Genomic DNA, 12,672 nt, shown 5'->3' with positions numbered 1-12,672 from the left:
GGTCTAGACCCATTCGGCTAAGCGGGGCCGAAACGTGATTTGCGTTGCAAGCAATGAGCGTTGCACGGGGTGCAGCGAAAATCCGGACACCGGGCCCGGAAACGCCACGACGCCCGCCCTGGTCCGGTCGGGGACTAGGCGGGCGTCGCATCAGTTCCGTACGCCGTTGTACGGGACGTACTGGGGGGCGGTACTAGACCATCAGTGAACGGTCCGTCGGCCGGATCGGCGAAGGCAGGTCACTCGCACCGGTGAGGAAGCGGTCCACGCCCTTCGCGGCCGAGCGCCCCTCGGCGATCGCCCAGACGATGAGCGACTGGCCGCGACCCGCGTCACCGGCGACGAACACGCCGGGGACATTCGTCTGGAACTCGGCGTCACGGGCGACGTTCCCGCGCTCGTCGAGGTCCAGGGAGAACTGGTCCACCAGACCGTTCTCGCGGTCCGTGCCGGTGAAGCCCATCGCCAGGGTGACCAGCTGGGCGGGGATCTTGCGCTCCGTGCCCGGCTTCGGGGTCAGCTTGCCGTCGATGAACTCGACCTCGGTGAGGTGCAGGAACTGGACGTTCCCGTCCTCGTCGCCCTCGAAGTGAGTGGTCGAGACGGCGTAGACCCGCTCGCCGCCCTCCTCGTGCGCGGAGGTGACCTTGTAGAGCATGGGGAAGGTCGGCCACGGCTGGTTGGCGTTCCGCTCCTCGCCCGGCCGCGGCATGATCTCCAGCTGCGTGACCGAGGCCGCGCCCTGGCGGTGGGCGGTGCCCACGCAGTCCGCGCCGGTGTCGCCGCCGCCGATGACCACGACGTGCTTGCCCTCGGCGGTGATCGGGGGCGCCACGTAGTCGCCCTCCTGGACCTTGTTGGCCAGCGGCAGGTACTCCATGGCGAAGTGGATGCCGCTGAGCTCACGGCCCGGCACCGGCAGGTCGCGGGAGACGGTGGCGCCCGCGGCGATGACCACGGCGTCGTGCCGCTTGCGCAGCTTCACCGCGTCTATGTCGCGGCCGATCTCCACGCCCGTGCGGAACTTGGTGCCCTCCGCGCGCATCTGCTCGATGCGGCGGTTGATGTGGCGCTTCTCCATCTTGAACTCGGGGATGCCGTAGCGCAGCAGGCCGCCGATGCGGTCGGCGCGCTCGTACACGACGACCGTGTGACCGGCTCGGGTCAGCTGCTGGGCGGCGGCCAGACCGGCCGGGCCCGAGCCGATGACGGCGACGGTCTTGCCGGAGAGGCGGTCGGGCGCCTGGGGCAGCACGTCGTTGGCGTCCCACGCCTTGTCGATGATCGAGACTTCGACGTTCTTGATGGTGACGGCCGGCTGGTTGATGCCGAGCACGCACGCCGACTCACAGGGCGCCGGGCAAAGGCGGCCCGTGAACTCCGGGAAGTTGTTCGTGGCGTGCAGCCGCTCGGAGGCGGCCGACCAGTCCTCGCGGTAGGCGAAGTCGTTCCACTCGGGGATCAGGTTGCCCAGCGGGCAGCCCTGGTGGCAGAACGGGATGCCGCAGTCCATGCAGCGCGACGCCTGCTTGGAGATGATCGGGAGGAGAGAGCCCGGAACGTAGACCTCGTTCCAGTCCTGGACGCGCTCGCCGACCGGGCGGGTCTGCGCGACCTCGCGGCCGTGGTTCAAAAAGCCCTTGGGATCAGCCATTGGTCGCCGCCTCCATCATCTTCTCGGTGATCTCGGTCTCCGAGAGACCGTCTCGCTCGGCGGCGTCCTTGGCGGCGAGCACTGCCTTGTACGTGCTGGGGATGATCCTGCTGAAGCGCTCCACGGCGGAGTCCCACTCGGCGAGCAGCTTCTCGGCGACGGTCGACCCGGTCTCCTCGTGGTGGCGGCGCACGACGTCGTGCAGCCACTTCTTGTCGGAGTCGTCCAGGGCCTCGACGGCGGCCACGTTGCCGGCGTTGACGTTGTCCCGGTCGAGGTCGATGACGTACGCGATGCCGCCGGACATACCGGCCGCGAAGTTGCGGCCCGTCTCGCCGAGGACCACCGCGTGACCGCCGGTCATGTACTCGCAGCCGTGGTCGCCCACGCCCTCGGACACGACCGTCGCGCCGGAGTTGCGGACGCAGAACCGCTCACCCGTGCGACCGCGGAGGAACAGCTCGCCGCCCGTCGCGCCGTACGCGATGGTGTTGCCGGCGATCGTCGAGTACTCGGCGAGGTGGTCGGCGCCGCGGTCCGGGCGGACGACGACGCGGCCGCCGGAGAGGCCCTTGCCGACGTAGTCGTTGGCGTCGCCCTCCAGGCGCAGGGTCACGCCGCGCGGCACGAACGCGCCGAACGACTGGCCCGCCGAGCCGGTGAAGGTGATGTCGATGGTGTCGTCGGGCAGGCCCGCGCCACCGAACTTCTTGGTCACCTCGTGGCCGAGCATGGTGCCGACCGTGCGGTTGATGTTGCGGATCGCGACCTGGGCGCGGACCGGCTGGGCGTCGGTCGCGCTGGGGGCGTTGAGCGCGTCGGCGGCGAGCTTGATCAGCTCGTTGTCGAGCGCCTTCTCCAGGGCGTGGTCCTGGGCCGCGATCTGGTGGCGCACGGCGCCCTCGGGCAGCGACGGCACGTGGAAGAGCGGCTCCAGGTCCAGGCCCTGCGCCTTCCAGTGGGTCACGGCCCGCTCGGTGTCGAGGAGCTCGGCGTGGCCGACGGCCTCCTCGATGGAGCGGAAGCCGAGCTCGGCGAGGATCTCGCGGACCTCTTCGGCGATGAACTCGAAGAAGTTGACGATGTACTCGGCCTTGCCGGAGAAGCGCTCGCGCAGCGCCGGGTTCTGCGTGGCGATGCCGACCGGGCAGGTGTCCAGGTGGCAGACGCGCATCATGACGCAGCCGGAGACGACGAGCGGCGCGGTCGCGAAACCGAACTCCTCGGCGCCGAGCAGCGCGGCGATGACGACGTCACGGCCGGTCTTGAGCTGGCCGTCCGTCTGGACCACGATGCGGTCGCGCAGGCCGTTGAGCAGCAGCGTCTGCTGGGTCTCGGCGAGGCCGAGCTCCCAGGGGCCGCCCGCGTGCTTGAGCGAGGTCAGCGGGGACGCGCCCGTACCGCCGTCGTGGCCGGAGATCAGGACGACGTCCGCGTGTGCCTTGGAGACACCCGCGGCGACCGTGCCGACGCCGACCTCGGAGACCAGCTTCACGTGAATCCGCGCCTGCGGGTTCGCGTTCTTCAGGTCGTGGATCAGCTGGGCCAGGTCCTCGATGGAGTAGATGTCGTGGTGCGGCGGCGGGGAGATCAGGCCCACGCCCGGCGTCGAGTGACGCGTCTTGGCGACCCACGGGTAGACCTTGTGGCCGGGCAGCTGGCCGCCCTCGCCGGGCTTGGCGCCCTGCGCCATCTTGATCTGGATGTCGTCGGCGTTGACCAGGTACTCCGAGGTCACACCGAAGCGGCCGGAGGCGACCTGCTTGATGGACGAGCGGCGCGCCGGGTCGTACAGGCGCTCCGGGTCCTCGCCGCCCTCACCGGTGTTGGACTTGCCGCCCAGCTGGTTCATGGCGATGGCGAGCGTCTCGTGCGCCTCGCGGGAGATCGAGCCGTACGACATGGCACCGGTCGAGAACCGCTTGACGATCTCGGCGGCCGACTCGACCTCGTCGACGGAGATCGACGGGCGGTCCGACTTCATGTTGAACAGGCCGCGCAGCGTCATCAGCCGCTCGGACTGCTCGTTCACGCGGTCCGTGTACTGCTTGAAGATGTCGTAGCGGCGGTTGCGCGTGGAGTGCTGCAGGCGGAAGACCGTCTCCGGGTCGAAGAGGTGCGGCTCGCCCTCGCGGCGCCACTGGTACTCACCGCCTATGTCGAGCGCGCGGTGCGCCGATGCGATGCCGGACGCCGGGTACGCCTTGGCGTGCCGGGCGGCGACCTCCTTGGCGATGACGTCGAGACCGGCGCCGCCGATCTTCGTCGTCGTACCGCTGAAGTACCGCTCCACGAAGGCCTCGTCGAGGCCGACGGCCTCGAAGACCTGCGCGCCGCGGTAGGAGGCGACGGTCGAGATGCCCATCTTGGACATGACCTTCAGGACGCCCTTGCCGAGCGCGTAGATCAGGTTCCGGATTGCCGTCTCGGCCCCGCCGTCCTCGTCGGCGGGCAGGAACGTACCGGCGCGGACGAGGTCCTCGACGGACTCCATCGCGAGGTACGGGTTGACGGCCGCGGCGCCGAAGCCGATGAGGAGGGCCACGTGGTGGACCTCGCGGACGTCGCCCGCCTCGACGAGCAGGCCCACCTGGGTGCGCTGCTTCGTACGGATGAGGTGGTGGTGGACGGCCGCGGTCAGCAGCAGCGAGGGGATCGGCGCGTGCTCGGCGTCGGAGTGCCGGTCGGAGAGCACGATCAGGCGGGCGCCGGCCTCTATGGCGGCGTCGGCCTCGGTGCAGATCTCGTCGATGCGGGCGGCGAGCGCGTCGCCGCCGCCGCTGACGCGGTAGAGGCCGGAGAGAGTCGCGGCCGTCATGCCGGGCATGTCGCCGTCGGCGTTGATGTGGATGAGCTTGGCGAGCTCGTCGTTGTCGATCACCGGGAAGGGCAGCGTGACGCTGCGACACGTCGCGGCGGTCGGCTCCAGGATGTTGCCCTGCGGGCCCAGCGAGGAGTGCAGCGAGGTGACGAGCTCTTCACGGATGGCGTCCAGCGGCGGGTTCGTGACCTGCGCGAACAGCTGCGTGAAGTAGTCGAAGATCAGCCGCGGGCGCTCGGAGAGCGCGGCGATCGGGGTGTCCGTGCCCATGGAGCCGAGCGGCTCGCCGCCGGTCTTGGCCATCGGCGCGAGGATGATGCGCAGCTCTTCCTCGGTGTAGCCGAAGGTCTGCTGGCGGCGCGTGACGGAGGCGTGCGTGTGCACGATGTGCTCGCGCTCGGGCAGGTCGGAGAGCTCGATCTCACCGGCCTCCAGCCACTCCTCGTAAGGCTGCTCGGCGGCGAGGGCGGCCTTGATCTCGTCGTCCTCGACGATGCGGTGCTCGGCGGTGTCCACGAGGAACATCCGGCCGGGCTGGAGCCGGCCCTTCTTGACGACCTTGGCGGGGTCGATGTCGAGGACACCGACCTCGGAGCCGAGGACGACGAGGCCGTCGTCGGTGACCCAGTAGCGCCCCGGACGCAGACCGTTGCGGTCGAGAACGGCGCCGACCTGGGTGCCGTCGGTGAAGGTGACACAGGCCGGACCGTCCCAGGGCTCCATCATCGTGGAGTGGTACTGGTAGAAGGCGCGGCGGGCCGGGTCCATCGAGGCGTGGTTCTCCCACGCCTCGGGGATCATCATCAGGACCGAGTGCGGAAGCGAACGTCCGCCGAGGTGGAGGAGTTCGAGCACCTCGTCGAAGGACGCCGAGTCGGAGGCGTCCGGGGTGCAGATCGGGAAGACCCGGTCCAGCTTGTCGGTGCTGGCCTCGGCGGCGGAGGCGAACAGGCCGGAGGCGAGCTGCGACTCACGCGCCCGCATCCAGTTGCGGTTGCCCTTGACCGTGTTGATCTCGCCGTTGTGCGCGACGAAGCGGTAGGGGTGTGCGAGCGGCCAGCTCGGGAACGTGTTCGTGGAGAAGCGCGAGTGGACGAGCGCGACGGCCGTGGCGAAACGGCGGTCGGACAGGTCGGGGAAGAACGGCTCCAGCTGGCCGGTGGTCAGCATGCCCTTGTAGACGATCGTCCGGGCGGAGAGCGAGGGGAAGTAGGTCCCGGCCTCGCGCTCGGCGCGCTTGCGCAGGACGAAGGCCTTGCGGTCGAGCGCGATGCCGGTGCTCTCGCCGTCGGCCACGAAGATCTGCCGGAAGACCGGCATCGTCGAGCGGGCGGTGGCACCGAGCAGCTCGGGGGCGACGGGCACGTCGCGCCAGCCGAGGACCGTCAGGCCCTCCTGGGATGCGATCGTCTCGATCTGTGAGACGGCGGCGTCGGTGGTGCCCGCGGTGTCGACCGGCAGGAAAGCGATGCCGACGGCGTACGCGCCGGCGTCGGGAAGCGCGAAACCCGCGACCTCGCGCAGGAAGGCGTCCGGGACCTGGAGCAGGATGCCGGCGCCGTCGCCGGAGTCCGGCTCGGAACCGGTGGCACCACGGTGTTCGAGATTGCGCAGTACGGTCAGCGCCTGTTCGACCAGCTCATGGCTGGCTACACCGGTGAGGGTGGCCACGAACCCGACACCACAGGCGTCGTGCTCGTTACGGGGGTCGTACATGCCCTGGGGGGCGGGGCGACCGTCCATGGGCGACCAGGCGTGCGTACGCATTGGCTCTCCCGTCGTCGTCGTGGCATAGGCAAAAAGCGAGGGACGACGTTGGCCCAGGCAAAATTTCGTGCAGGTTACATGATGGAACGCTTCTCGAAAAGCGGATAGCTCATTCCACCATGTGGACACCGCCCATAGGCGTGGGAGCGGCGAGGGGACCACTGCGGACAGATCGATGACCGTAGGCCCGAGAGCGGCACGAGCCTCATTGCCCGCAGCGCTTACGGCTCATGCCCCGTGATTAAGGATTCGAAACCGCCGAGTAACGACTACTTATGCAGGGTCCCGCATAGGACTGCAAGCCTTTATCCTACGGCGGTACCGAACAAGCTGCCCAGGGCGTACGTCACACCCGCCGCCGCGCCGCCGAGCGCCAGCTGCCGCAGACCGCTGAACCACCAGGACCGCGCGGTCACCTTCGCCACCACCGCGCCGCAGGCGAAGAGGCCGACCAGGGCCAGCAGCAGCGCGGGCAGGAACGTGTTCGCGCCCAGCAGGTACGGAAGCACGGGGAGCAGGGCGCCCAGCGCGAAGGCGCCGAAGGAGGAGACCGCGGCGACGGTCGGCGAGGGCAGATCGCCGGGATCGATGCCCAGCTCCTCGCGCGCGTGTATCTCCAGGGCCTGCTCGGGGTCTTTGGACAGCTGCCTGGCGACCTCGCGGGCGAGCTCCGGCTCGACGCCGCGCGACGCGTACAGCTCGGCGAGCTCCTTCTCCTCGTCCGCGGGGTGCTTGCGCAACTCACGCCGCTCGACGTCGAGTTCGGCCTGCACCAGCTCGCGCTGAGAAGCCACCGAGGTGTATTCGCCCGCCGCCATGGAGAAGGCGCCCGCGGCGAGGCCGACCAGGCCCGTGACGACGATGGTCTGCTGCGAGACGGAACCGCCGGCGACACCGGTCATCAGGGCCAGGTTGGACACCAGGCCGTCCATCGCGCCGAAGACGGCGGGGCGCAGCCAGCCGCCGTTCACGTCGCGGTGGGTGTGGTTGTCGCGGTGTGCTTCGTGCAGTGCCGCTTCGGTCTCGATGATCGCCATGGTGGGCCCCCTCAGTGCTTGGACGATCTCGAAAGTACGCGCGAAAAATCGCTCTCGCCAGCAAGGAAGGCCGTACTTACCTGCATGAACAAGCGTCTGTCGAACCGGTGAACGCATGGGTCGGAGGGGTGATGTCGACGGTGCGGATGCTCGTGTCAGGGGTGCCGCGTGGCAGGGATATCCGCAACGTCTCGGCACCATGGAGGCACGGCATGACGAGCTTGACGGGTGTGACAGGAGCGGCCGGAGAGGCCGGAGCGACCGGCGCCGTCGGGGGCAGCGGGGACATCGGGGCCATCGGGGCCATCGGCTTGAGAGAGCGGGCGCGGGGCGCGCTCCTCGGCCTCGCGGTCGGGGACGCGCTTGGGGCGCCCGCCGAGAACATGAAGCCGTCGGAGATCCGCCGCCGTTGGGGCCGCATCACCGGGTACGTGGCCGAGCATCCCGCGGGCACGGACGACACCGAGTACGCGATCTTCTCGGGGCTCCTGCTCGCCCGGCACGGCTCCGAACTCACCGTCGCGCACGTCGAGGCGGCCTGGCACGAGTGGATCGCGGACCTCGACGAGGGCCCGTTCCGGGGCGCGGGCTTCAGCGAACGCGGCACCCTGGAGAACCTGCGCCGCGGTCTCGCGGCGCCCATCTCGGCGCAGCACCGGCACGCGTGGAGCGACGGCCTCGCGATGCGGGCCGCCCCGTTCGGGGTCTTCGCCGCGGGCCGGCCCGCCGAAGCGGCCAGGCTCGTGGCGATCGACGGCTCGGTCAGTCATGACGGCGAGGGCATCTACGGCGGGCAGGCGGTGGCAGCGGGGGTTTCGGCGGCGATGGGCGGGGCGCCGGTGGACGCGGTGGTGGATGCCGCCCTCTCCGTCATCCCGGAGGACTGCTGGACCTCCCGCTCGCTGCGGCGGGCGGTGGCGGTGGCCCACCGGGGCGAGCGCGCGGTCCGCTCCGCGGTGGTGATCGGCGGCTACCCCTGGACGGACCTCGCCCCCGAGGCGGTGGGGCTCGCCTTCGGGGCGTACGCGGCGGCTTGTGGGCACTTCCCGGACGCGGTGCTGACCGCGGTCAACATGGGGCGGGACGCGGATACCACCGCGGCGGTGGCGGGGGCGCTCGCCGGTGCCACCTGCGGTGCCCCGGCGATTCCACCGCCGTGGTCCGCCGCGATCGGCCCGGCGCGGGGCAGCTGCCTGCCGTCGATGCGGGGGCATCACGTACTGGACGTGGCTGACCTGCTCTCTTCTGACCGGGGGGTCTCGTGAGCGCCGACAAGAACGCCGCTTCGCGGCGGATCTCTCCCGCCCACCCACCCGTTCACCCCGCATGTGCCCGCGCCGAAGAGCCTGCTGGGGCCGCAGCCGCTCCCGCTGTGGGCAGGCGTTCCGCAGGGCGATGGGGGTCCCCCCGCTCGAACGAAGCCGAGAGTGGGGGAGGGTGGACACAGCCCCTGACGCCGGGTGCGGATGCAAGAGGCGCCTGCCGAATCGAGGGCCTGCTGCTGGGCCTCGCCGCAGGCGACGCCGCCGGCTGGCCCGCCGCCAGGCACCGAGCGGCCCGCATGCCCGAGTGGACCCGGAGGCTGACCCGCGAGCTGGACACCTTCGCCGAGCAGAACGCCACCACCACCCTCCCCGTCCCCATCGCCCTGAACCAACCCCCCGAACCCCTCCGCCTGGGCCCGTCCGACGACGCCGAATGGGCGGCCTTCACCGCGGAGTCCCTGCTCCGCGCGGCGGACGGCTCTCTGCACCCCCGGCTGCCCCCGGCCCACCGGGTCCACGCAGCCATCGACATCGCCTGGACCACCCTCGCGGGCGACATCGCCGCCGCAGCGGCCCGCGCCCCCGAGGTCGAATCCGCCGTACTCCCCCTGCGCGCCCGCATCTCCGTACGCGCGGGCCTGGGCAACCTCGCCACCGGCCTGCGCCCGCCCGCCACCGGCCACGACAACCCCCATTTCTTCGACGACGCCGCCTGCGTACGCGCCTGCGTCCTCGCCCTGGTCCACCCGGGTGACCCCGAACAGGCCGCCGCACTGGCGGAGTTCGACGCCCGCTACACCCAGGACGGCGACGGCGTGCACGGCGCCCGCGCCATGGCCGCGGCGATCGCGGCGGCGGTCGGCGGCGCGGACGTCGACGCGACCGTGGACGCCGCGCTCGCCCAGCTCCCCGAGCACACCGAGATCGGCCGCAACGCCTGGCACGCCGTCAAACTCGCCCGCACCCAGACGGAGGGCGGCGCCTTCGGCCTCGTCCCGCTCCTGGAACACCAGATCGTCGACCACGTCTACAGCTACGGCATCGCCGCCGCCGAGACCGTGCCGGTCGCCCTCGCCCTGACCACCGCCGCCCGCGGCCGTATCAGCGAGGCGGTGCCCGCCGCCGCCTGCCTCTCCCGCGTCGCCGACTCCGCCCCCGCCCTGGCCGGCGCCCTGACCGGCGCGCTCGGCACCTCCGCCGCCGTCCCCGAGGCCTGGCGCGACGTCTGCCGCACGCTCTCCGGGTGCGCGCTCCCCCGCCTCGCGGGCACCGACCTGGTGAAACTCGCCGGGCAGCTGGCAGCCACGGAACTGACCACTCCGGGAGGACAATTCCGGCATGACGTCACCAATGCCCCGAACGCTGAGCGCCGATCTGGCCCCCGCTGACCTGCCGCTCGCCGAGCGCATCACCGCCTGCCTGGTCGGAGCGGCCGTCGGCGACGCCATGGGCGGCCCGGTCGAGGGCTACTCCCCCGAGCAGATCGCCGAACGGCACGGCGGTCGCGTACACGGCATCGTCGGCCCCTGGAACGGCGACCAGTGGCGCACCGCCCGCCCCATCGCCCCGTACCACAAGGGCGACGGGCACGTCACCGACGACACCTTGATGACGCACGCGCTCATCCGCGTGTACGCGACCGTCCGCGACCACCTGGACGCCTACGCGGTCGCCGACCACCTGGTCCCCGACCTCATGACGACCCCGCGCTGGATCCCGGAGCTGGAGGCGGACGCCATCCCCCTCCAGCGCCTCTTCCTCGCCGAGAAGTGGATCGTCACCCGACTCCACTACGGCCACGTGGACCCGCGCGAGGCGGGCACCGGAAACATCGTCAACTGCGGTGCGGCGATGTACATGGCACCGGTCGGTCTGGTCAACGCGGCGAACCCGAAGGCCGCGTACGCCGAGGCCCTCGACGTCGCGGGCGCGCACCAGTCGTCGTACGGACGTGAGGCGGCAGCGGTCTTCGCGGCGGCGGTGGCGGCGGCGTGCGTGCCGGGCGCGACGCCGACCTCGGTGATCGACACCGCGCTCTGTCTGGCGAAGGACGGCACCCGCGCCGCGATCGAGTCCGTGGTCGAAGTCGCCTCCCACCACCGGGACTTCGAGTCGGCGCTGACCCCGCTGCGCACCGCCGTCACCCCCTTCGACACCGTCGGCCCCGACTACCGCGCCCCGTCGCTCGGCGCCCGCCGCCCCTCCCGCCTGCACTCCATCGAGGAGCTGCCCGTCGCGCTCGGCATGCTCCTGGTGGGCGAGGGCGACTACCGCCACACGGTCCTCGGCTCGGTCAACTACGGCCGTGACTGCGACTCCATCGCGACCATGAGCGGCGCGCTCGCCGGTGCGCTCGGCTCGGAGGCCCCGCCCGAGTGGTCGAAGACGGTCGCGGAGGCGAGCCGCCTGGACCTGCACGCCCCGGCGGCGACGCTCACGGAGGTCACCCGGGAGATCTTCACCCGCGACGTACGGCGCCGCCGCGCCCACGAGTCGGCCTACGCGGCCCTGACGGCCACCCCGTGATCCGCCTCACCTGGGTCCAGCCGGAGGACCTGGTCGGCCACGAACTGCGCCAGGCAGCGGAAGAGGGCAGAGACGTAAGTGCTGCCCGCGCCCGCTGGCTGACGGCAGGCGGCCACCTGGCCCCCGCACGAGCGGGAGCCTCCCCGGCACCGCCCTCCCCGCAGCTGCGGGCCCTGGCCGTACAGCTCATGGACGAACTGTCCGTGCCGCCCCCACCCTTGTGGGAAGCCGCTCCGCAGGTCGCACCCCGCCCTCACCCGCCCGCCCTGCGCAACCGCCTGCACGCCGCCTGGCTGGGCAGAGCCGCGGGCTGCCTCCTGGGCAAACCGGTGGAGAAGCTCCCGCTCGACGGCATCCGAAGCCTCGCCAGAGCAACGGGAAACTGGCCCCTGGCCACCTGGTTCACCGAGAAGGGCCTCCCCCGGGAGCTGCGGGAAGCCCACCCCTGGAACAGGCGCTCCGCACCGACCTCCCTCGCCGAGAACATCGACGGCATGCCCGAGGACGACGACCTCAACTACCCCCTCCTCAACCTCCGCCTCCTCCAACGCCACGGCAGGAACTTCACCACCGCGGACGTGGCCAGGCTCTGGCTGGACGAGCTCCCCGCGGCCCGCACCTTCACCGCCGAACGCATCGCCTACCGCAACCTCCTCAACGGCATCGAACCCCCGCACACGGCCACCCACCACAACCCCTTCCGGGAGTGGATCGGCGCCCTCATCCGCGCCGACGTCCACGGCTGGACGAATCCCGGCGCCCCCACGGCGGCAGCCGCGGGCGCCTGCCGCGACGCGTGCCTGACCCACACCGCCAACGGCGTGTACGGCGCGATGTTCGCGGCAGCCGTCATCGCCGAGGCGGCGGCAGGCACCGGAGACGTCCACCAGTGCCTGCGCACGGGCCTGACCGTCGTACCACCGGACTCCCGCCTGGCCGGCGCGGTCCGCCACGGCATCCGACTGGCCGCCACGACACCGGACTTCGACCAGGTCGTGGACGACCTGCACGCCGCCTACGGCCACCACCACTGGGTCCACGTGATCCCCAACGCGGCTCTCCTGGCCGCCGCCCTCACGCATGCCGACGGCGACTTCACGGGCTCCATCACCCGCGCCGTCTCCGGCGGTTGGGACACCGACTCCAACGGCGCGACCGCGGGCTCGATCGCGGGCCTGCTCGCGGGCCACCCGGACGCGCTGCCCGACCGCTGGACGTCCCCGCTCAAGAACCGCGTCGCCAGCTCCGTCCCCGGCTTCGACGGCATCGGCTTCGACACCCTCGCGGACCTCACCACCGAACTCGCCGAACTTCCCGAACCCGCCCTGGAGAGCCCCCACCCATGACCCATATCGCCGTGCTCGGCAGCACGAACATGGACCTCGTCGCGTACGTCAGCAAGGCGCCGCAGCGCGGAGAGACCGTCACCGGGCGCGAGTTCCGTACGCTCCCCGGCGGCAAGGGCGCCAACCAGGCCGTCGCCGCGGCCCGCGCGGGCGCCGACGCGGTGTCGATGATCGGCGCGGTCGGCGCCGACGCCTTCGGCGCACAGCTGCGCGGCACACTCGACCACTCCGGCGTCGACACGGACCTGCTGCGCAC

8 protein-coding genes are annotated in these 12,672 nt (G+C 71.4%); 5 read left to right on the top strand and 3 right to left on the bottom strand.

The window, feature by feature from the left end:
- Positions 1 to 193 precede the first annotated feature (193 nt).
- The 3 genes from ACQKIP_RS09350 to ACQKIP_RS09340 form a co-directional block, all read right to left on the bottom strand.
- Positions 194 to 1,654, bottom strand: a complete 1,461-nt coding sequence (locus ACQKIP_RS09350) for a glutamate synthase subunit beta (protein WP_365852917.1) — start codon at positions 1,652 to 1,654, stop codon at positions 194 to 196.
- On the bottom strand, positions 1,647 to 6,242 hold the full coding sequence (gltB, locus tag ACQKIP_RS09345; RefSeq protein WP_365852915.1) for a glutamate synthase large subunit: 4,596 nt from the start codon (positions 6,240 to 6,242) through the stop codon (positions 1,647 to 1,649). The genes ACQKIP_RS09350 and gltB overlap by 8 nt, the downstream gene beginning before the upstream one ends.
- A gap of 305 nt (positions 6,243 to 6,547) precedes the next feature.
- Entirely contained in the window at positions 6,548 to 7,279 is a 732-nt protein-coding gene (locus ACQKIP_RS09340) for a VIT1/CCC1 transporter family protein (protein ID WP_365852913.1), read from the bottom strand.
- Between the two features lie 212 nt (positions 7,280 to 7,491).
- Between ACQKIP_RS09340 and ACQKIP_RS09335 the strand changes: the two genes are divergently transcribed.
- The 5 genes from ACQKIP_RS09335 to ACQKIP_RS09315 form a co-directional block, all read left to right on the top strand.
- Positions 7,492 to 8,544: an ADP-ribosylglycohydrolase family protein gene (locus ACQKIP_RS09335; RefSeq protein WP_365852911.1), complete on the top strand. Its 1,053-nt coding sequence runs from the start codon at positions 7,492 to 7,494 to the stop codon at positions 8,542 to 8,544.
- A gap of 29 nt (positions 8,545 to 8,573) precedes the next feature.
- Positions 8,574 to 9,932 carry an ADP-ribosylglycohydrolase family protein gene (locus tag ACQKIP_RS09330; protein ID WP_427742676.1) on the top strand — a complete coding sequence of 453 codons (1,359 nt, stop codon included), beginning with the start codon at positions 8,574 to 8,576 and terminating at the stop codon, positions 9,930 to 9,932.
- On the top strand, positions 9,883 to 11,070 hold the full coding sequence (locus tag ACQKIP_RS09325) for an ADP-ribosylglycohydrolase family protein (RefSeq protein ID WP_427742671.1): 1,188 nt from the start codon (positions 9,883 to 9,885) through the stop codon (positions 11,068 to 11,070). Before ACQKIP_RS09330 ends, ACQKIP_RS09325 begins: the two co-directional genes overlap by 50 nt.
- Positions 11,067 to 12,416 (top strand): ADP-ribosylglycohydrolase family protein, encoded by a 1,350-nt coding sequence (locus tag ACQKIP_RS09320; protein ID WP_365852909.1) that lies wholly within the window; start codon positions 11,067 to 11,069, stop codon positions 12,414 to 12,416. The genes ACQKIP_RS09325 and ACQKIP_RS09320 overlap by 4 nt, the downstream gene beginning before the upstream one ends.
- Positions 12,413 to 12,672, top strand: a 260-nt coding sequence (locus ACQKIP_RS09315; protein WP_427742668.1) for a PfkB family carbohydrate kinase, incomplete at its 3' end; no start/stop codon positions are given. The genes ACQKIP_RS09320 and ACQKIP_RS09315, both read left to right, overlap by 4 nt.

The sequence above is a fragment of the Streptomyces sp. NPDC059900 genome (genome assembly GCF_050270335.1).
Taxonomy (GTDB): Bacteria; Actinomycetota; Actinomycetes; order Streptomycetales; family Streptomycetaceae; genus Streptomyces.
Note: the sequence above shows the minus strand (reverse complement) of the source record. Positions and strands in the feature narration are given on the sequence as shown.